Here is a 20,024-nt window from a genome sequence, read left to right as displayed (position 1 = left end):
ACTCCCTCTTAGTCTCTTCTGAAGATGCGCTTAAGGAATTCAAGGAATCCTTTCGATCCTTGCTCAAGGATATCCCGTTCAACGGGGATCGGTTCTCCCTTCATCCTCAAAGCAATGTTCTCGAAGACCTTTCCGATTCCTTCTCCATTTCCGTTCAGGATAACCGGTACACCTTTGTTTGTTGCTATGATCACCTCGTCACTATCTGGAATAATCCCGATCAGGTCGATTGCGAGGTTACTTTGAATATCCTCTCTTGTAAGCATATCACCACGTTTGACCATCTGGACTTTGAAACGGTTTATCACGAGTCTGATATTCGCCTCCTGCATCCCGGAGTTCTCCAGAAGTCCGATGACCCTATCAGCGTCAGTAATGGCTGGAAGTTCGGGAGTAGTAACAATCAAAGCTTTTTCAGCTGCAGCTATGGCGTTCCTGAATCCTCTCTCTATTCCTGCAGGTGAGTCCACAATGACATAGTCAAACTTCGGATACAGCTCACTAATCATTTTCTTCATATCTTCGGGGGAAAGCATTTCTTTCGTTGCAATTTGTGAGGCCGCGAGTAGATAAAGTCCCTTGATTTGCTTATGCCTCACTAGCGCTTCAGAAGCAGTTACCTTACCATTTGCAACATCTAGAATTGTATGCACAACTCTATTCTCAAGACCCAATGTGATGTCCAGATTCTTGAGACCTATGTCTGCGTCAATAAGGCAAACCTTCGCCCCTGAATTGGCAAGAGCACAACCAATATTGGCCGTGATTGTTGTCTTGCCGACTCCCCCTTTTCCGGAAGTCACAACGTATACTTTGGCCATTTCTATCTACCTCCAGCCGTTAGACTTTTCTGAATTATAGCATTACATTAATACTTCAGCAGTAACTGCCCGATTTTCAGTAATTTATCAGTTCAAAGATGTGAAATAGACAGAACTTAAGATACTTGGTCTCGAATATCGAAGTAACCTCTGGATGATCCAGTGATTGTCCACCCCTGAAAGCTACTAGACCCAATTTCTTACAATCGTGAAAAGCATCATTGATCGTTCTCATCCAATCTTCTTCCGAAACGATCTGTGTGCAAGAAGAAGAAGCAATCAATGCCCCGTCGTTTAAACTCTTGATTACTCTCAGGTTCAGTTCTTTGTAGCCCCTGAGAGCGTTCTTCTTGGAAGATGGAGATTTCGCCATTGCCGGAGGGTCTATTACTGCAAGACCAAAGTCTGAAAGACTGTTCTCTCTCAAGTAATCAAAAGCATTTGTCTTGATGAACTCACACTTATCAGAGAACCTGTTTATCTCTGCTACTTCCTTTGCGACGGAAAGCGCACGCTCAGAGGAATCGACCAGAATCGCACTTCGTGCTCCTTTGTTTATGCAATGAAAGGAGAAATTACCTGTGTAAGAAAAAACGTCGAGTACTCTTCGACCGGTGGCGTAGTCTGATAAGCGCTTTGCGTTTTCTCTCTGATCGAGAAAAAAACCGGTCTTCTGCCCTTTTGTGTCTGCAAGAAAGCTGATTCCGTTTAAGCTGAATGGCAGAAGCTCCGGCCCGTTGCCGTACAACCATCCTTCTTTAGCTTCCAGGCCCTCCTTTGCAAGGGAGGTTCCTTCGCTCTTTTCGAAAATCCCCTTTGGTTTCAAAACGAGGATCAAGGCTTCGATGATTTCCTTCTTCATTAGCTGGATGCCAAGAGTATTGAATTGAACTACGAGCCAATCGGAGAATCTATCAACTATCAATCCTGGTAGACCATCCGCCTCGCCGAATACGATTCTCAAGGCGTCACTATCTTCTAGAAGTAGAGACTTCAGTTGTATTGCTCTTCGGATTTTTCCTGAAAAAAAGTCTGTATCGAGTTTGCAGTTCCTTCTTGTAATGAATCTTACTCTTATCGTGGAACCGGAATTGTAGTAACCCTTTCCCAAGAATTGCCCAGAATACGTAAACACGTCCACTATGCAACCATCATCGAGCGGGTCGTGTTTTTCGATTTCGTTGTCGTAGACCCACGGATGGCCAAAAGCTACCCTCCTCTTGATTTCTTTCTTGAGGAACACTCTGGGGCTCAATCGCTTATTATCCTCTTGTAAAGATTAACGAAGAATTGCTTGTCGAAGTCACCCGGCGTCTTTTTCAGATGAGATGCTTTAGAGGTCTGATCGGACCATTTCTCAATCTCTTCTTCAGAGAGCTGTAATGAGACTCTTCCTACACCAAACTCCTGTAAGAAGGCGTTAAGCTCATCTAGATCAGTGAAAGGTTCTATTGCACCGCTTATTCTATTCGGGTCGGTTTTGGCTATTCTTTCGAATATCCCAATCAACATGAGTGCATTTGCCATTCCATGCTTTATGCCTTTGAAGGATGAGAGAGGATAACCTGCGGCATGAACTGCGGTCGTTCCCGTGTGGGCAATAACAATCCCGGCAAGTGTCGCGGCGAACTGTATCCGCTCTCGGGAAGAGACATCATTTTCATTCTTCAAGACTTCACGGAGTGATTGCTTTATAATCTTCGTTGCTTCCTTCGAAAGCATCTTCACCAGGGGGTTCTGTCCCTTGTTGACTGCTTCGCCTTCTATAGAATGAGATAAGGCATCAAGTGCAGTTGAAATTGTTACATCCACGGGCATTGTTACAGTGTATCTCGCATCCAAGAAAGAGATTCTAGGAAATGTTGAAGGCATGCCAAAGCCCTTTTTCGAACCTTCCGGATCGGTTAAAATCGAGTACTGTGTAACTTCACTTCCGGTCCCAGACGTGGTGGGGACTGTGACTATTGGAAATGCAGGAAGATCCTTTCCTTCGAATAGATCTCTGCAGCTGCAGTTGCCATTCTTCCCAACTACTGAGATAGCCTTGGCAGCATCTAGCGGACTGCCGCCACCGATTGCCAACACGAAATCGCACGCGCTATTTGAGAGCATTTTTCCGCCCTTCTCAATTGTTGAGAAGGAGGGATTCTCTTCCACTTCATCAAATAATGTGCTTGGAATATCCAACGCGTCAAGCACTTCCTGCACATCGTCAAGTGCCCCGCTCTTTATTGCTGAAGACCTTCCAGTGACTATGAAAGCATTAGTTCCGATCTCTCTGAAAAGCTCATTATTATGACTTATTGTTTTAGTCCCCGAGAAGACCCTAGTTGGCAGGAAATATTTCCACATTCAATCACCTTCTATAGATCAACTTAATCAATACTTCTTTTGATTCGGTTGCCGTTTTCTCAAGTTGAGACCAGTATTCGTCTTTGAGATTAACAGGCTCTTTCAGAGAACTGTTGATGGCTAGACTCAAGCTCTCGCAGCTTCCTTCAAAGGAGAGTTCGCAATCCTTGTTAAGAGATCTCACAAATCTATCGAGTTTCGTGTTCTTCTTCCACACAAATGGAACTCCTAATGAGATAGCAAGAATTGCTCCGTGAAGACGCTCAGTAATTATCAGTTCTGCATTGTTGAAGATTCTTATCATGCCTTCGAGGTCTTCGGGAGGCTTTCTAACTTTGAATCCATTTGATCTGGCCTTAGATTCGAGCTCACTTCTCTTTTCTTCGTCATGATGATTGTGAAAACCCACAGCGCACACTTCAGTCAGATTGTTCAGCCTCAGCGAATTGAGGACGTCATCAACACTTGTTCCATTCTTCAATACAATTACCGCAAGACCACTTTCGGTTGTTCGTTTTTCCGGAATTATTCCCTTTTTCTGCAAATAGTAGGGGCCGTAGTCAGTACCTGAGATAACTCTCTTCGAGATAGAAGAGAAATATTTGTAGCTGACTAAGTCTCTCATTACACCAAAGGTAAGAGGATTATTCAGTAGCTTATTTAGAGCCTTTCTGTTGATCTGTCTGTTCAACGGTCCAAAACCTTGAGAGAGAAGAAGCAGAGGTTTCCCCCTGTTAAGGGTATGCCTGGCAATCTCATAATAGTAAAGGAAGCTCCTCCAACTAGTCTGGTCCTGTAGGAGATTTCCCCCTCCGAAGATGGTGACAATTGAGTGCCTAATTGAGTTTGTGATCTCACCAATACTAAAGCGACTAACCAATCTGATATCGAGTTTCGAAGGGAATCTATGAGTTATTTGCTCTATGTGAGAAGATGCGGGCAAGTATATTGGCCCTTCAAACCCTATCTCATCAATTAGGGATAGTGATGAAAGCAATAGTAGATCGTCGCCAAGGTTATTATATCCATAGTAACCCACCAGCGTCAGCCCGCCAAAAGAAAACTGTCTCACCTCAAAACCTCCAGGAACATTCAACGATAATATTCTATCACATGTGAATCATCGAACACGCTGTTCACAAAGCGTTGCAAGGGATGTACAATCTATTTATGCTAGGTGGACTTCTGAAAAGGAAAACCTCTTTCCCGTTTCTATACTATCTCCTTGCAACGATGCTTGGGGAGCTGTTGGTATTTGCACTTGACTGGACGGCAGGTGCATGGATACCACTTATCCTTATATCGACAGCCGTCATTCTTCTTTCTTCCAGATGGGTCAGCCCTTTCATTTGGCTCATGTTCTTTGTGGTCGGTTGCCTCGGGCAGTCTCTAACGTTGAAGACACTTGATCCTGGAAAAGTAGAATATGTGGGATACATATCCAGAGGCGGAACGGGAAACGTTGAGGCAAGCATGGGAAGAGTGCTTGTTGAGGGAAAGTGGATGAATCTTCCCGTCGCTGTAAACATAAGGCTTTCCGACAGAAAAGCTGCAGCTTTTGCGGGCCAGATAATCTGGACAGCGGGAACTCTTACAAGGCAAGAATCATTTCCTCTTTTCAAGATCGAATCGAATATTGAGGCCTGTGTCGAGAGGCTAGAGGTCTTCTCTTATCCTGGAAAGTATGTTACTGAGTTACTTTCGAGGTACAAACTAAATGATACGATTGCTGCAGCCGTCTTCACCGGCGATAGAAGCCACATTGATTTTGAGACCAGGGAGAGGATTTCTAATCTTGGAGTTGCGCATTTGTTTGCGGTTTCTGGTTTGCACATCGGTCTTATGTATTTGCTGGTCCATTCCGCTCTCTCTTTTCTCATGTTAGGTAGGAAAACGAAGCTGATACTTTCTATTGTCTTGCTCTTCTTCTATACCTTATCTACTGGTCCAGCGATATCTGCTACCAGAACATTCTTGATGTTACTGTGTTATTCACTACTGAAGATCATTGATTATCGACAGCACCCGCTTAATATTCTGGGATTTTCCGGAATTATTATTGTTATGGCACAACCATCTATTGTTGCGTCAATTTCATTCCAGCTGAGTTTCTTTGCAACAGCTGCGCTTCTAATCTTCTTGCCTGCAATCGAGAATAAGAATCTGCTGAGTCAGACATTGCTTGTTGGAGCGATCGCTCAGACGGCTATCATCCCGCTTTCTCTCAGTACATTTGGCACGTTGTCTCTAGCAGGAATACCGTTAACCGTAGTAATGGTTCCAGTCTTCGTTGTGCCTTCGTATCTTGGAATGATTTTCATCTTGGTAGCAGATCTTGTTGGCCTGCAAATAGTAGGCAGTTTTATTGCTGGTAGTCTCAGAGCCATGTCCTCGTTACTTGGTGAAGTCACTAGTGTAATTGGGGGAGTCATCCCGGCGATACGCTTTGAACCTCTTACTGCCTATCTATTATCGTTGCTGTCACTTTTCTTATTCTTCACTTTGCTCTGGCATTCTGGACACAAACCGTAGAATTTAAGCTGATGATCGTCTATACTATATCCTGTTCTTGACTTCACTAGCTCTTCAAGTTCTTCGAGATTGTCAAGGTGAAACTCGACAACGGAACCGCAGTTGCTGCAGATTATGTGGTGATGATGATGCTCTCCCCTTTTCACCGGTTCGTACCTTACAATTCCATCTTCGAAAACAATCTTCCTTAGAAGGCCTATCTCTACGAGCAACTCAATGGTTCTATAAACGGTTGCTTTGCTTATCCCGAATTTCTTGCTCTGAATCTTGTGATAGACTTCGTCGGCGCTTAAGTGATCTGTCTCAGCTTCAAAGAAGAATCTTAGCACGTACTCTCTTTGAGCTGTCATTCTCTGGTTTCTTCTCTTAAGTTCGGCCCTTAGTTGGTCTTTCTTCATAATCAGTCACCGTCCGTTCCAGACTGAGTTACATTATGGGCTTTATGTCGATCTTCCAGCCTGTCAGTTTTGCGGCAAGTCTCGCGTTCTGCCCGCCTTTTCCAATTGCTAGAGATAATTGTGTTGGAGAAACGTAAACCACCGCCTCGTGGGTTTCTACATTCACAATTTTCACTTCTAAAGCGGAGGCTGGTGCAATCGAATTGCCGATTAGTTCGGCCGGAACATTGCTCCATCTTAGGATATCGACCTTTTCGGGTTTTATCTCGCGAAGAACCTCGGCAATTCTTGCACCGCTTTCCCCTATGCAGGCTCCTACGGGATCAACCTTGGTATTATCGCTGAAGACAGCTACCTTAGACCGGACCCCTTCCTCTCGAGCTATTGCTTTGACTGTCACATCTCCGCTTTCGATCTCTGGAACCTGAAGTCTGAGCAGCTCGATGACGAATTCAGGTGTACGTCTCGTCACAAGCAAACGAGGACCTCTTGCAGATCTCGCAACATCCACAACAAAGACCTTCATCAGAGAGTTCAGCCTCGGCTGTTCTCCAGGAATTAGTTCCTTTGTGGGAATCCTGGTCTCTAACTTTCCTATTCGAAGGTCAACCCATTCGGAAGTGACTCTCAATATCTCAGAAGTGGTTGCTGTGCCTTTCATATCTACATACTTATCGAACAGGTTTTCTTTTTCCTTTTCACGGATCTTCTGAATTAGCACCTGCCTAGCTGTCTGTGCAGCGATTCTCTTGAACTTCTTGATATTCAACTTTCTCTCAATTGCGGTGCCTATCTCAGCGGCAGAGTTTACCTTGAGAGCTTCTTCCAGAGTTACTTCCAAAGAAGGATTCTCTACTGTATCAACAACAACAAGTCTTTCGAAAACCTCAATGTCACCTGTGAGTCTGTCTATTCTCACATCGACATCGCTTTCCGAAGCAAAATTCTTCTTGTAGGCACTTTGCAGCGCTTTCTCAAGTATATCAATGACCTCTTCTTTTTCGATACTCTTTTCGTCCTGCAGTTGGTCAAGGGCTTCCAAGAGATTGAGATTCATATGAACACCTCACCATCCAAATCATAGTTTTAGGTTAGCACGCTTAACATTTGAAAAGTGGAATGCTATCTCTTTACCGTTCTCAGAGCTCTCGACAGTAACAACTTCACCTTGGCACGAGACGATCTTTCCAATCACAACTGAAATCCCTTCAACGGGTTCCTTGAGTATAATCTTTGCCTTCTCTCCAGTGAATCTGACATAATCATCAAGATCTCTTAATGCACGTTCAAGCCCCGGGGATTCGACTACCAGATCATAAGAGAAGGGAACGAGGTCCGCTGAATCAAGTGCTCTATCAAACTCGGCCGAAAACGATTCACAGTCGCTTATTGAGATATATCCGTCCAGCTTATCGATCGTGACTTTCACCAGTCTCTTCTTTCCTCTTCTTGAGAGACCTAAGTCATAGATCGAATACCCCAGGTTGTTTGCGACTTCATTTGCCAGTGCGAGCAACTCTTTCTTCAGGTCCTCCACAAACAACACCACCATAATAAAAAATAGAGGGCAAAACAAGCCCTCTCCCTTTGGGAGCATTTCAACTAAAGCAATTATAACTCTTTTGTCAGCAGCAGTCAACGACCTAATCTGCTAGTGATATGTCCTCTCTCCTTACCACAATTCCGCCAAGAAGAACTATTATAACTGCCAGTGAGAAATTCAGAACGGAAGGAACAATCACCTTGGAGAGACTGAAATCTAGCATCGAGATGCCTTGAAGCGCTACGAGAAGAGATGTTACGGGAAGGTTTTTACTGAAGATCTCAAGCCATTCGGGGAACATTGAATGAGGTATCAGGATTCCACTGAGAATTAGCACGGTCGTAACAATAGAAACAGATGTAAGCTGCGCACTCCTAGCAGAATTGAAAATCGTGCCGATCAGAATCCCTATGGATGTGAAAAGGACAATGAATACCTCAATTACCGCTATGTAGAGAAAGAGATTAGAGGCTATCTGGAGCCCAAAAAGGCTTCCAGCAGTTATGAATATCAGAACCTGTATTGTGGAAAAAACCGTGAAACTCAAAACCTTGGCTCCTGTATACTCTATTGCTCCAACGTTTGAAAGCCGTAGAAGGTCAATCACTCCACTTCTGCGATCCTCGAAGATTCCCGTTGCGGCTCCGACTGTTGAAACAAACATTATCGTCGTAACCAGGACTATTGGAAAGAGAAGGGAAGAGAAACTGAGTCTTGATTCGGTTATCCCTTCGACGGAGAGAGAGGGTGCCACATAATTCGGGTCGATATCCACTGTTTTCATGAATTCTGGATCTGCAACAACGGGGAGAGCTTTGAATTCTCTCAATACGTTGCTCATCACTTGATAGATTGCAACCGCAGTCTGCATCGAACCGGGATTGGGAATGAAGATTAGCTCCGACGGTTCCTGAAAAAGGAGATTGTTTGCAAATCCCCTTGGAATAACAAAGACACCATCTAGATCATCGATTACGGAGTCGATTTCACTCCTGCTTGAAAGCTGGACGATATTTTCGCCTTTAAGCATTGATGTAGCGTACTGTACGAAAAAAAGCCCTACAAATGTCTTGTCTTCATTTACAATACCTATCCTCAAGTTTGAGTAACCTCCCGTATCGGAAGTTATGGAAGAGATTGATGCAAGAACTACCGGCAGCAATACCAGCATCAGAAGAAAAGCTCTTGACTTGAAAATGAGAAGAAGATCATTTTGGACAAGCTTCAGAAACCTCAAGCAACGCTCCTCTCTTTCTAGGTCTTGGCACCAAATCACGTTTGACAACAATCATTATACTATATACCAATTAGAATCATTAGCTCAAGACCTTCTTTTGCCAATTACTACACTCATAGTTTGGAAGTCACAACGAGGATGGCAGTCACACCTACACAACTATCTAGTGGTAGAATCACACCAGGAACAGTTCAGGCTGTTCAGTCGTCTAAAATCAGAGTACGATCTTGGAGGTGAATAAATGAAGAAATTGACGGTGCTTGTTTTACTTGTTGTCGGAGCACTATCACTAGCTAGTGTTGATTCCATGGCTGAGAGACTGCCAGTGTCGTCACAGAGCGTCCTGGTAGTAGAGCACTTAAATGATAATTACAAAGTTTCGAAGCAAACAGTTCTATTTGATATGGTGCTCAATCAGCTGGCCATAGAACAGCTGATTGCTCAGTACGTTGAGATGCTGGCATATAATAATGGTCTTGATCCGAAGGATATTTTTAGGGCTTTCGATGGAGATTTTGGGCTGGCCGCATGGGTGGATTCAGAGGGCTTAGATCGCGTGATAGCAATCCTTGGCCCGATATCAAACCCCAGAACTGTGAAGACGGCAATTGAGAAATTGCTTCCACAGTTGCTGCCTTCTGATATCAAACTGAGTATTGCCGTGGATCAAGAGTACCTTTACATTGGCGACATCGAGGCATATTCGATGGTTGGAAAGGGATACAACCTCTCTCTGGTTAAGTCTGATCTCTCGCCGGGTTTCGGCTATTTCTACGTGGATATGGGAGGCACTATTCAGAAGGGCTCTGTTTGGAATGAGGAGGGGATATTGATTGCAGAGGCATTGTCTATTCCTCTTTTTGAAGAAAGCAGAGAGAGGTTTCATGTTGCTCTAGAAGGAGCCTCTGTTGACGATCTTGAAGTTACGCGCCACCTCCCACTTGTTTCTGGATTTGCAAGGATTGACGATCTTTCCTTTCTATCGGAACTTGAATTTGTCGGTCTCGGCTTGGTTCCTCTAGAGTTGGAAGCTCTCAGAATAGGTAATGTGAGCTTCGTAGATTTCTCAAAAGATATGACAGGCGAGATTATGATCGATGCAAATATCTCGGTTGACGATATCTTCTCAAGCCTTATGGGAACGCAGGGGACTGCTTCCGATGACTCTGAATCAGTTGGATATTCTTATGTAGTTAGGGCAGGGTACAAAGGATCAATAGATGATGCTAGATCTATGATTGAAAAGACTGATCCCGATCTGCAAGTATTGGTTTCAGGCGACGTTCTCATTGTTGAGGGCCAGTACATTTGGATTCAGGATGGTTGGTTGTACGTTTCTTCGAAGAATGAAATCAGAACCAACGAAGAGCTTCAAAATGGAGTGGTAGTCTCGGAACTGAAAACATACAACAAACTCCTCGGGTTCGTAGGTTCTGATGGGTTTGCGCGTCTCTTTATTGATTCCGGCTACATATTGACCGGGCTTATGGGATTGGAGATTGAGAGCGGAGTGCTTATAAATAGCGAGTTCATCGAAGATATGAGTGTAATCAGAAGCCTTGTGGTAATCAAGTAAAAAAAAGAGCCCCTGCACTTAGCGGAGTGGCGGGGGCAAGAACATCTCGTTGACATAATTATACCTTTTTGAAGATAGATAGTCAAGCGTATACTTATAGGAGATTTGATTTGCGCCTGGATAAATTTCTTAAGGTTAATGGAATAATAAAGCGAAGAGTAATTGCAAAAGAAGCGATTGATAAGGGCTATGTTGAAAGGAACAATGTTCCGGCGAAACCATCTTCCGAACTAAAACCCGGAGATGTCGTTTCAATAAGCTTTTCGAATAGGACTCTTGTAGTAAGAGTCACAGAAGAATTTCTTTCAGAAGTGATTAGGGAAACTAGAGAATAAGCTCGCCGGACTTGATATCAAGGATCTCCCCGTCTTCTCGTTCGATCTGTAACGATGATGGGTTGATCCTCTTTATTATACCTGTCACTTTCTCCTCTTTGTGTAGGGATACAGTTATTTCGTCTCCCTCGGAAAAAGCAAGGTGTTTCTTCCAACGTCTCGTCAAGTATTTGTTCTTCCCTCTGATGATGTATCGCTTCCTCAGAAGTTCAATCCTTTTGTTGAGCTTGCCAAGAAGCAATTCTAGGGATATGTAGGTTCCTTTCACCGAGTTAAGAGATGTGGCAATCTTCTTCAATTCAGCGGGGATCTCGTTGTTCACGTTTATGCCTATGCCAACCACGATACCATTGAGCGAGTTCCCGGTGAAGACAGCTTCAGTTAATACGCCAGCAACTTTCTTGTTGCTAATGAGGATATCGTTGGGCCATTTTATTCTGACAGACTTGAAGTCCAGCTGCAATAGAGTCTCGACTATAGCAACAGAGACGGTCTTTGTGTATTCATTTGGCTCTTTGATTAGCGTTGGCTTGAATACAACGGAGAACCACAATCCACCTTTACCTGAATACCAGGCTCTTCCATGTCTACCATAACCCTCTGTTTGAGAAAGTGACCATATGACCGAGCCAGAAGGCAGCCTGTCCAGGTTATCAATAGCGAATCGATTTGTCGAATCGATTTCAGAGAAAGAAACTACATTCTCTCCTACCATCATGTCAACACTTCATCTTTTCCGCATCATCAAGCCTGGAACCGCCGCCCTTCAAACCTCTTCAACACCCTCAAATGCGTTTTCCTCATCGGGGAACATTCCCGACTTCACTTCTTCGTCAAACCTTGAAAGAGCAGCAATGATATCTGTTTTCAGGTTAGCGTATCTCTTTATGTACTTAGGTTTCGACTCGTCGTTTATGCCGAGAAGATCATGCAATCTAAGAAACTGTCCATTGCAGTAACGCCCTGAACCCAAGCCGAATGTTGGTACTGACGTGTCCTCAGTCAGCCTCCTGGCAACGTCTTCAACAACCATTTCCAGAAGAATCGCAAAGACGCCTGCTTCTTCGAGATCATTCACAGATTCAATAAGCCTCTTGATGCTTCTTTCATCTCTTCCCTGTATGTGGTACTCCCCATCCAAGCTGGCGTGTTCAGGAGTTATTCCAATATGTCCCATAACAGGTAATCCTCTATCAACTAGATACTTGATCAGGTCTGCAGTTTCGTAACCTCCCTCAATCTTTACAGCGTTGGCGCCGTGCCTTAGAAAGGCAATAACATTTTCAACTGCCTTCTCTCTTGAACATTGATAGGATCCAAAAGGCATATCGGCAACAATAAACCCCTGCTTTGAGCCCCTGCGGGCAGATTTAAGAGACCAGATCATTTCGTCCATTGTTACCGATAATGTATCTCTTTTGCCCATAACCATAGTTCCGAGGGAGTCTCCTACAAGGATTAAATCAACACCGGCCTGTTCTGCGAATTTGGCTTCAAAGTAACTGTATGCGGAAACCATGGATAGCTTTCTTTGATCCTTTGATTCAATGATTTCTCTTACATTCATAATCAACCTCACGTCCTTCAAAAATCGAATTTGCCTGTCTCGGGTTCTAATACTCAATATCTCGCTCTTTTTGAAAAATTGACCCTAACAATGAGATTATACATTTTTGCCTACCTCCAGAGCAAAGCAATCTGAGACGACGTGACCACTGTCGGCGAATCAACATCTAGAATCTCAAGTAGAATAATTAAGATATATAATTGTTTCGGGCGAGAGGAGAGCATAATGAGGAGAAGAGCAGAGTTTTTACTTCCAATATTTATGATTTCTATAATGGTGTTTGGCCTCATCGTGTTGTTTAGCGCAACTTTTGGTGAGAGAGAGGAGTATCTGTTCGGAAGGCAATTAGTTTGGGTGCTGCTTTCTTGTGCTGTCTTCGTTTTCACGGCGTATGTGATTAAGAGAAACTTTTGGAAGAGTATGTCTATTGTCTTGATTTTTGCTTCAGTGGTCACTTTGGTCGCAGTTCTCTATTTGGGTTCTGGAGAAGGTTCAAGAAGATGGATAGACCTGGGCATCGCCAGTTTTCAGCCATCCGAGCTGGCCAAATTCTCTCTGATACTTTTCTTGGGGTTCATCTATTCTAGGGAAGCGAAAAACAAATACGGCCTTTTCTCTCTTGGTGTTCTCTCTGCCGCCATCTTTGCAGGTCTGATTTATCTGGAACCCGATCTCGGTTCGACCATCATAATTGTAGTAATCTGGTACTTTGTTACTCTCATCAGCAAGAGATTTGATAAACTGATGATTGCGATGACTGCTTTGATTGCTTTCGTTGTTCCAGTTGTCTTTATGTTCGGGCTCAAGCCATATCAAAGGGATAGGCTCCTCAGCTTCCTGAATCCAGAAGAATATGCGTCAGGTGCCGCCTATAATACTATTCAGGCAATCAGAGCAATTGGTTCTGGAGGTCTTAAAGGTACCGGAATGCTTCAGGGTACTATGAACAGACTTGGATACGTTCCAGCAGATCACACAGATTTCATTTTCTCGGTTCTGGGGGAGGAATGGGGTTTCATAGGCTCCGTTTCGCTTATAGTGTTGTATTCTTTGCTCTTATGGAGAATCTGGTCGATTACCAGAAAAACCACAAGTGAGTTTGGTAGAATAGTTCTAAGCGGGATATTCGCTGTTTTTGCCTTTCACGTGGTAGAGAATATCGGAATGAATCTGGGGCTTCTGCCAGTCACGGGCATCCCTTTGCCATTTGTAAGTTACGGCGGATCGTCATCGATGATATTTGCGCTACAGTTGGGTATTGTCCAAAGTTACACAGGTAAAGAGGTAGAGTACGATAGAGAACATGAATAGCAGTTTGTTTGAGGAGGTACAGATGAGACTCATTGAATCAGTGCCAAATTTCAGTGAAGGAAGAAGGCTGGATGTGGTCGAGCAGATTGTCGAAGAGTCCAGTAAGGTAAAGAATGTATGGGTTTTAGATTATTCAAGTGATGCTGATCACAATCGTTCTGTCGTTACGATTGCCGGTGAACCCGAAGCAGTTGAAACTGCTCTGTTCAATATGACTCTTAAAGCAAAAGAACTGATCGATCTAAGAAACCATTCTGGTGAACATCCGAGGATGGGGGCAACTGATGTTATTCCTCTCGTTCCTGTTATGAATACGACAAAGGAGGAATGCGTGGCTCTCTCCAAGAAACTGGGAAAGAGAATTGGTGACGAGCTACAGATTCCAGTCTACCTGTATGAAGACTCCGCGACTTGTTCGGAGCGTGTAAGTCTCTCAAACATAAGAAAAGGAGAGTTCGAAAACTTTGCTTCGAAGATCGCTGACGAACAGTGGAAACCTGATTTTGGTCCTTCAGAGATTCATCCTTCTGCCGGTGTTGTGGCGGTAGGTTGTAGAGAGTATCTTATCGCTTTCAACGTGAATTTGGGAACTGACAAAATCGAGATCGCAAATAAGATCGCGAAGTCAATCAGACATATAAGCGGAGGATTTCGGTATGTGAAGGCGCTTGGCTTCAGACTAGAGGACAGGAATATGGTTCAGATCTCGATGAACATGACCAATTACAAAAAGACTCCTCTATTCAGGGTATTCGAAGTGATAAGGTTGGAAGCTGAAAGGTACGGAGTTCCGATTGTAGGATCTGAAATAGTAGGACTTACTCCACTTCAGGCACTTGTTGATGTTGCTGATCATTATCTTAGGCTCGAGAGATTTTCCAGCTCCTCAATTCTTGAGAAGAAGGTGCTGGATTTCATTGCAGACAAGGATAGTTAGAGATGTTGGTTGATTTGGCAATTGTCGACGTCTTGCAGACTGCTTCACCTCCAGAATTGGGGCCGTTAAGGGGCAAGAAAATGTCCTCTCTTGAAATCAAACGCGGTGTGAACATTGCAATCGAGGGAGGCAAGATTACTTATGTCGGTAGCGAATTTGTGAAGGCGAACGAGTATGTTGATGGCAGCCAGCTGGTGGTTATTCCCGGATTTGTCGATTGTCATACCCACATCCCGTTTGTCGGCAGTAGAAGTGATGAGTTCATAATGCGGCTTTCTGGGAAGAGTTATATGGACATAATGAATGCAGGAGGGGGTATCAGGTCAACCGTAAGAGAAGTAAGAAGCGCTCCTGCTTCCAGAATTGTGGCCGAGTCAATGGGATACCTTGACGCGATGCTTTCTCTTGGAGTTACTACTATTGAGGGCAAAAGCGGTTACGGTCTCGACAGGGATAACGAACTCAAGCAGCTGAAGGTTCTTAAGACATTGAATTCCATTCACCCAATGGACATTATTCCCACTTTTCTGGGTGCCCATGCATTGACAGAGGAGTATCGATCTGAAGAGGAATTTCTGGATTCGATGGCAGACATGTTCTCTGAACTTGGAGAATACACCGATACGGTTGACGTTTTCTGCGAGAAGGGTGTGTTCAACGAAATGCAGTCGCGAAAGTATTTGAGTAAGGCGAAAAAAATGGGGTTCAAGACGAAACTCCATGCGGATGAACTTTCATCATCAGGAGGCGGAAGGTTAGCGGTTGAGCTTGGAGCCACCTCCGCCGATCACTTGATCTCCGCAGACAATGAGACATTAGAACTCCTGGCGAAGAGCGATACAGTTTGCACTCTTCTGCCTGGAACATCTTTCTTCCTTAATGAGGATTTTGCACGAGGTCGCGAATTGATAGATAGGGGAGCTATAGTTGCATTAGCCTCAGACTTCAATCCCGGTTCCTGCAACATCTATAACCCTTTCTTAATAATATTCTTGGCGGTTTCGCGTTGTGGTCTTTCCGTAGAAGAAGCGATAAATGCTTACACTGTGAATAGCGCATACGCTTTGCGTCTTGAGAGTAGAAAGGGTAGAGTAGAGGAAGGATACGATGCCGATTTGCTGCTTCTGAAGGTGAAGGATTACAGTGAAATCGTCTACAATTTCTCTAGAGATCTCGTAAAGGGAGTAATCAAGAGCGGAAAGAAAGTAAGATGAATATCAGGATTTTTGCAACGGGGAAGCCAAAGTCGGGTTTTGTTGTTGAGGGTATCGACCAGTATAGAAAATGGCTCAGCAGCTTTGGTAAAGTTGATATTGAGTATCTCCCTCTAGGAGGCAACACCTCCAGGAACAAGGAGATTGTCAAAGAGAGAGAAGGCAAGAGGTATTTGAAAATTGCCGACTCGAGCGACAAGATACTCCTTCTTGACGAACTAGGAGAACATCGCTCATCGGAAGAGTTTGCACGAATGCTTGAAAAATGGCAAAATATAGGAGTAAGCAGCCCGACTTTCTTCATTGGGGGACCCTTGGGTTTTAGTGAAGAGGTTCTATCGAAGGGCTGGCAACAGCTGTCCTTGTCAAGAATGACATTTACGCATGAAATGGCCGTTCTAATTCTTTTGGAGCAGCTTTTCAGGGCACATACTATTCTTGACAACAGACCGTATCATTATTGATTTGGAGGTGCAAATAAGAAGTGGAAGACCCTACTAGTAGCGGGGACCCTGTTTCGCTTATACTGAATCTGGCACTGCTTGGCTTCCTTCTCTATCTTTCGGGCATCTTCTCTGGAACTGAAACGGCTCTCATGTCGATGAGCAAATTGAAGCTACGTGATCTCATGGATGACAAAGAAAAGCGGTTCAGCAAGTCTGTTAGGTATTTCGTAGAGAACCCTAATTCTGTTCTTACGGCTATACTTGTCATGAACAATGTTGTGAACATACTATCTTCATCACTCGCAACCTTGCTTGCACTGCAGCTCCTTCCGAGCAACTCCGCAGGGATTGCCGCAGCGCTTGTTACGGGAGTTATGACATTCTTAATACTTGTGTTTGGAGAGATCACTCCGAAGATCTTTGCAAGAGAAAACTCTGAAAGACTCTTTAGAAAAATGATAACGGTAATTTCCGTAATCACGATGATTCTGAAACCTCTTTTGTGGCTTCTGTTACGCATCTCGAATTTCTTCATAGTCTTCATTGGAGGTAAGAAAGCCGATTTTGCTCCCTTCATAACCGAAGACGAGATCAGGTCGGCCGTCGATGCCGGCCATGAAGAAGGGGTTCTTCAGTCGGAAGAGAGAATGATTATGAAAAGGACGCTCGAATTGAAGGACATCTCGGTGAAGGAGATTATGACTCCAAGGGTGGAAATCGTTGCACTTGAAGAGGAAAAGCCGCTAATTGACCTAATGGAATTAGTAGAATCGGAAGGCTATTCTCGCTATCCTATTTACAGAGAAAACATTGATAGAATTGTCGGAGTTTGCTACGCGAAAGATCTGCTAAATTTCATACTCGATAGGAAGGATAACGATGTCCTGCATAGCATTAGTGTCGAGGAAATTATGAGAGCCCCGTATTTCGTGCCCGAGACGAAGAAAGTCGATGATCTGTTAAGAGAATTCAGAGAGAAGAAGAATCATCTCGCGGTAGTTATCGATGAGTATGGCGGGACAGCAGGGATAATAACAATGGAAGATGTAATTGAAGAGCTTACCGGTGAGATCCTGGATGAGTATGACGAAGAGTCCGAAGAGATTATGATAGAGAGGCTAGGAGAAGGCGAGTTCATTGTTGACGGAATGACACCAATAAATGATATCGAGAGAGAACTTGAGCACCATTTTCCAGATACTGAGTTTGAGACAATAGGAGGCTATCTTCTGGAAGTACTTGAAAGGTTTCCGGAAGTCGGAGAGAAGATAATTGTTAATGGCTTTACTTTTGAGATCCTCGCTGCCGGAAAGAATAAAGTTGAGAAGATCAGGCTCATTGTTGACAGGAGGAAGGTTGATGAAAGACAGATCAGAGGAGATAATGCTAATTCAGAAAGCTATTGAGGCAAAGGATAGATCCTATTCGCCATATTCAGGGTTTCCTGTTGGTGCGGCCTTGCTTACTGAGGAAGGCGAAGTGTTCGTTGGAACCAATGTAGAAAACAGTTCTTATGGACTTTCCATCTGTGCCGAAAGATCTGCGATTGTTTCGGCTGTCTCACAGGGTTACAGGAAGTTCAGGAGTATTGCAATAGTTAGTAACAGAAAGGAACCGACTTCTCCGTGCGGGGCCTGCAGACAGTTCATGGCAGAATTTGGCAATTTCGAAGTGATTCTAGTGGGCGATGGAATAACCAAGAGAACTACTTCCTATGAGCTCCTGCCACTGCATTTTGAGATGGAGAAGTAAGATGGAGCATTCGATAAGAAAGGAGAAAATCTTTTCGGGCAAAATTCTTGATCTTGAAAGACACACCGTCTCGATTCAAGACGGTACTACGGCGTTTAGAGAGGTTGTTCGTCATCCCGGTGCCGTTGCTGTCGTTCCATTCGTAGATGATAAATTGCTGCTCGTGAAGCAATACCGTTTCCCCGTTCAGAAGTTCATGCTCGAGATACCTGCCGGAAAGCTTGATGCCGGTGAGAACCCAGAAGACTGCGCCAGAAGAGAACTGCTGGAAGAGACGGGATATGTTACAAGATACTTACGCAAACTGACTACGATTGAGACTTCGCCGGGATTTTCCGATGAGATAATTCATATCTACCTTGCAGAGGTGGAAAGGGTTCAGGATCCCTGTCCCGATGAAGGAGAGTTTGTGGTACCGATTCTGATCGACTCAAGAGAGGCGATCAGAATGATTGTTGACGGACAAATAACTGATAGCAAGAGTATTTCGGGGATTTTACTTGCTTTTGCTGGAAGGGAAAGTGATGATGATGATTAGAGTAAGGTTTGCGCCCAGCCCTACTGGATACCTTCATGTTGGTGGTGCCAGAACTGCGTTGTTCAATTACCTGTTTGCGAAGCATTACGGCGGCAAGCTCGTCCTTCGTATTGAAGATACCGACGTTTCAAGATCCACAAAGGAATTTGAGGAGCAACTCATGGAGTCACTTTTGTGGTTGGGGATCACCTGGGATGAAGGACCCGATGTGGGTGGGTCCTTTGGGCCCTATAGACAAAGTGAAAGAGGAGAAGTTTACAGGGAGATGGTATTCGATCTCCTTCAAAGGGGGCTAGCCTACAATGTCTATGCTTATCCTGAAGACATTGAAGCGCTTCACGATAAAATGCTTTCGGAAGGAAAGGCACCTCATTATTCTCAAGAGATGCTGGAGGTCTTCAACTCGCCAGAAAGGGTTTCGGAGTTCGAAGCCAAAGGACTTAATCCGGTTGTCTTCTTTAACATGCCACGCAAGGAGTACAGGCTTCCCGATAAAATCAAAGGCGAGGTCGTTTTCAAAGAGGGAGCAATTGGAGACTTTGTGATAATGCGGTCCAACGGTCAACCAATATATAATTTTGCGGTAGTTGCTGATGACGTTTCTATGGAGATTTCTCACGTTTTACGAGGAGATGATCATCTATCTAATACCCTAAGGCAACTTGCTCTTTATGAAGCTTTTGGAGCACCAATACCATCTTTTGCACACTTGTCGATGATTCTTGGGCCTGATGGAAAGAAGTTGAGCAAAAGACATGGAGATACATCTGTAGAGCAATTCAGAGAGAAAGGCTTTTTGCCAGAATCTTTCTTCAATTTTCTTACTTTACTAGGGTGGTCACATCCTGATGGTAAGGAGATCTTACGACACGAGGAGATAATCGAAAGCTTTTCGATTGAGAGAGTGAATACGAGCGCTGCAATCTTCGATGAAACCAAGGCAAGATGGATGAACGGGGTCTACATTCGTGAATGCGATTTGGATAGGATAACCGATCTGACGATTCCGTTTATTGTGAGAGCAGGTCTAATGTCTTCAGAAGAAGTCATCGCCAATAGGAAGTGGTTGAGAAGGGCAATTGACTCCGTTCGAAAGGGAGTGGAAACCCTATTGGAAGTGCCGGAGAAAATGCATCTTTATTTTGAAGAGCCGGAAATCTCTACCTTCAACCCCTCTAGTGATATCGATAGGGGAATCTATAGGGCTCTTGAGGCCTTCAAAGACAGAATAGAGTATCTTGATGCATGGAACAACGATGAAATAGTCGGGACGATCAGAGCAGTTCTCAACGAATTCAAACCCGATAGAAAGGGGTTCTACATGTCCTTGAGACATATTCTAACAGCGGCCGATGAAGGGCCAGAACTTGTTGATGTTATCTTTCTTCTCGGTAGAAACAAGACTTTGAACAGACTTCAACAGGCTCTGAGATTTGTGTAAAACAAGAGGTCCCGAAAGGCCTCT

General features: G+C 44.1%; 21 protein-coding genes. 11 read left to right on the top strand and 10 right to left on the bottom strand.

Annotated elements, in window-relative coordinates:
* Nucleotides 1-8: 8 nt before the first annotated feature.
* The 4 genes from minD to B3K91_RS07435 all read right to left on the bottom strand — a co-directional run bounded on the left by minD (nucleotide 9) and on the right by B3K91_RS07435 (nucleotide 4,245).
* Nucleotides 9-821 carry a septum site-determining protein MinD gene (gene minD / locus B3K91_RS07450; RefSeq protein WP_099830633.1) on the bottom strand — a complete coding sequence of 271 codons (813 nt, stop codon included), beginning with the start codon at nucleotides 819-821 and terminating at the stop codon, nucleotides 9-11.
* 76 nt (nucleotides 822-897) lie between these two features.
* A complete protein-coding gene (locus tag B3K91_RS07445; RefSeq protein WP_292592135.1) occupies nucleotides 898-2,076 on the bottom strand; it encodes a class I SAM-dependent rRNA methyltransferase in 1,179 nt (392 codons plus the stop codon).
* The gene (locus B3K91_RS07440) at nucleotides 2,073-3,173 is read right to left on the bottom strand and encodes an iron-containing alcohol dehydrogenase family protein (protein WP_292592133.1); all 1,101 of its coding nucleotides are present in this window, start codon (nucleotides 3,171-3,173) and stop codon (nucleotides 2,073-2,075) included. The genes B3K91_RS07445 and B3K91_RS07440 overlap by 4 nt, the downstream gene beginning before the upstream one ends.
* Before the next feature lie 4 nt (nucleotides 3,174-3,177).
* Nucleotides 3,178-4,245, bottom strand: a complete 1,068-nt coding sequence (locus B3K91_RS07435; RefSeq protein ID WP_214061185.1) for a polysaccharide pyruvyl transferase family protein — start codon at nucleotides 4,243-4,245, stop codon at nucleotides 3,178-3,180.
* A gap of 98 nt (nucleotides 4,246-4,343) precedes the next feature.
* Between B3K91_RS07435 and B3K91_RS07430 the strand changes: the two genes are divergently transcribed.
* Entirely contained in the window at nucleotides 4,344-5,705 is a 1,362-nt protein-coding gene (locus tag B3K91_RS07430) for a ComEC/Rec2 family competence protein (protein ID WP_292592131.1), read from the top strand.
* On the opposite strand, the gene B3K91_RS07425 is transcribed toward B3K91_RS07430, so the two are convergent.
* The 4 genes from B3K91_RS07425 to B3K91_RS07410 form a co-directional block, all read right to left on the bottom strand.
* Nucleotides 5,636-6,103 (bottom strand): Fur family transcriptional regulator, encoded by a 468-nt coding sequence (locus B3K91_RS07425; RefSeq protein WP_292588440.1) that lies wholly within the window; start codon nucleotides 6,101-6,103, stop codon nucleotides 5,636-5,638. The two genes, B3K91_RS07430 and B3K91_RS07425, sit on opposite strands and share 70 nt — an antisense overlap.
* Before the next feature lie 28 nt (nucleotides 6,104-6,131).
* Nucleotides 6,132-7,160, bottom strand: coding sequence for a transcription termination factor NusA (gene nusA, locus B3K91_RS07420; RefSeq protein ID WP_214079309.1), 1,029 nt, complete (start codon nucleotides 7,158-7,160; stop codon nucleotides 6,132-6,134).
* A 21-nt stretch (nucleotides 7,161-7,181) separates the two neighbouring features.
* Nucleotides 7,182-7,640, bottom strand: a complete 459-nt coding sequence (rimP, locus tag B3K91_RS07415) for a ribosome maturation factor RimP (RefSeq protein ID WP_292592129.1) — start codon at nucleotides 7,638-7,640, stop codon at nucleotides 7,182-7,184.
* A 106-nt stretch (nucleotides 7,641-7,746) separates the two neighbouring features.
* Nucleotides 7,747-8,883, bottom strand: coding sequence for an ABC transporter permease (locus B3K91_RS07410; protein ID WP_292588444.1), 1,137 nt, complete (start codon nucleotides 8,881-8,883; stop codon nucleotides 7,747-7,749).
* A 241-nt stretch (nucleotides 8,884-9,124) separates the two neighbouring features.
* On the opposite strand from B3K91_RS07410, the gene B3K91_RS07405 reads away from it, so the two are divergent.
* Nucleotides 9,125-10,459, top strand: a complete 1,335-nt coding sequence (locus B3K91_RS07405) for a hypothetical protein (protein ID WP_214061189.1) — start codon at nucleotides 9,125-9,127, stop codon at nucleotides 10,457-10,459.
* 110 nt (nucleotides 10,460-10,569) lie between these two features.
* Entirely contained in the window at nucleotides 10,570-10,794 is a 225-nt protein-coding gene (locus B3K91_RS07400; protein WP_103133904.1) for a S4 domain-containing protein, read from the top strand.
* On the opposite strand, the gene B3K91_RS07395 is transcribed toward B3K91_RS07400, so the two are convergent.
* Both B3K91_RS07395 and panB read right to left on the bottom strand, forming a co-directional pair.
* A complete protein-coding gene (locus tag B3K91_RS07395) occupies nucleotides 10,784-11,512 on the bottom strand; it encodes a biotin--[acetyl-CoA-carboxylase] ligase (RefSeq protein WP_292588448.1) in 729 nt (242 codons plus the stop codon). The two genes, B3K91_RS07400 and B3K91_RS07395, sit on opposite strands and share 11 nt — an antisense overlap.
* A gap of 48 nt (nucleotides 11,513-11,560) precedes the next feature.
* Nucleotides 11,561-12,361 (bottom strand): 3-methyl-2-oxobutanoate hydroxymethyltransferase, encoded by an 801-nt coding sequence (gene panB / locus B3K91_RS07390; protein WP_214061190.1) that lies wholly within the window; start codon nucleotides 12,359-12,361, stop codon nucleotides 11,561-11,563.
* 225 nt (nucleotides 12,362-12,586) lie between these two features.
* Here panB and B3K91_RS07385 point away from each other — a divergent pair, with 225 nt between their 5' ends.
* Genes B3K91_RS07385 through gltX form a run of 8 tightly spaced genes read left to right on the top strand, consistent with a single transcriptional unit; the run spans nucleotide 12,587 to nucleotide 20,000 of the window.
* Nucleotides 12,587-13,672 carry an FtsW/RodA/SpoVE family cell cycle protein gene (locus B3K91_RS07385; RefSeq protein WP_214061191.1) on the top strand — a complete coding sequence of 362 codons (1,086 nt, stop codon included), beginning with the start codon at nucleotides 12,587-12,589 and terminating at the stop codon, nucleotides 13,670-13,672.
* 22 nt (nucleotides 13,673-13,694) lie between these two features.
* Nucleotides 13,695-14,609, top strand: a complete 915-nt coding sequence (gene ftcD, locus B3K91_RS07380; protein ID WP_214061192.1) for a glutamate formimidoyltransferase — start codon at nucleotides 13,695-13,697, stop codon at nucleotides 14,607-14,609.
* A 2-nt stretch (nucleotides 14,610-14,611) separates the two neighbouring features.
* Nucleotides 14,612-15,823: an imidazolonepropionase gene (hutI, locus tag B3K91_RS07375; protein ID WP_214061193.1), complete on the top strand. Its 1,212-nt coding sequence runs from the start codon at nucleotides 14,612-14,614 to the stop codon at nucleotides 15,821-15,823.
* Nucleotides 15,820-16,287: a 23S rRNA (pseudouridine(1915)-N(3))-methyltransferase RlmH gene (locus B3K91_RS07370; RefSeq protein WP_214061194.1), complete on the top strand. Its 468-nt coding sequence runs from the start codon at nucleotides 15,820-15,822 to the stop codon at nucleotides 16,285-16,287. The genes hutI and B3K91_RS07370 overlap by 4 nt, the downstream gene beginning before the upstream one ends.
* Before the next feature lie 20 nt (nucleotides 16,288-16,307).
* Nucleotides 16,308-17,675, top strand: a complete 1,368-nt coding sequence (locus B3K91_RS07365) for a hemolysin family protein (protein ID WP_214061195.1) — start codon at nucleotides 16,308-16,310, stop codon at nucleotides 17,673-17,675.
* The gene (locus B3K91_RS07360) at nucleotides 17,629-18,021 is read left to right on the top strand and encodes a cytidine deaminase (protein ID WP_214061196.1); all 393 of its coding nucleotides are present in this window, start codon (nucleotides 17,629-17,631) and stop codon (nucleotides 18,019-18,021) included. The genes B3K91_RS07365 and B3K91_RS07360 overlap by 47 nt, the downstream gene beginning before the upstream one ends.
* A 1-nt stretch (nucleotide 18,022) precedes the next feature.
* On the top strand, nucleotides 18,023-18,559 hold the full coding sequence (locus B3K91_RS07355; protein WP_214061197.1) for an NUDIX hydrolase: 537 nt from the start codon (nucleotides 18,023-18,025) through the stop codon (nucleotides 18,557-18,559).
* The gene (gene gltX / locus B3K91_RS07350) at nucleotides 18,552-20,000 is read left to right on the top strand and encodes a glutamate--tRNA ligase (RefSeq protein ID WP_214061201.1); all 1,449 of its coding nucleotides are present in this window, start codon (nucleotides 18,552-18,554) and stop codon (nucleotides 19,998-20,000) included. The genes B3K91_RS07355 and gltX overlap by 8 nt, the downstream gene beginning before the upstream one ends.
* Nucleotides 20,001-20,024: the final 24 nt, after the last annotated feature.

Source organism: Mesotoga sp. UBA5847 (assembly GCF_002432735.1).
Lineage (GTDB): Bacteria > Thermotogota > Thermotogae > Petrotogales > Kosmotogaceae > Mesotoga.
Note: the sequence above shows the minus strand (reverse complement) of the source record. Positions and strands in the feature narration are given on the sequence as shown.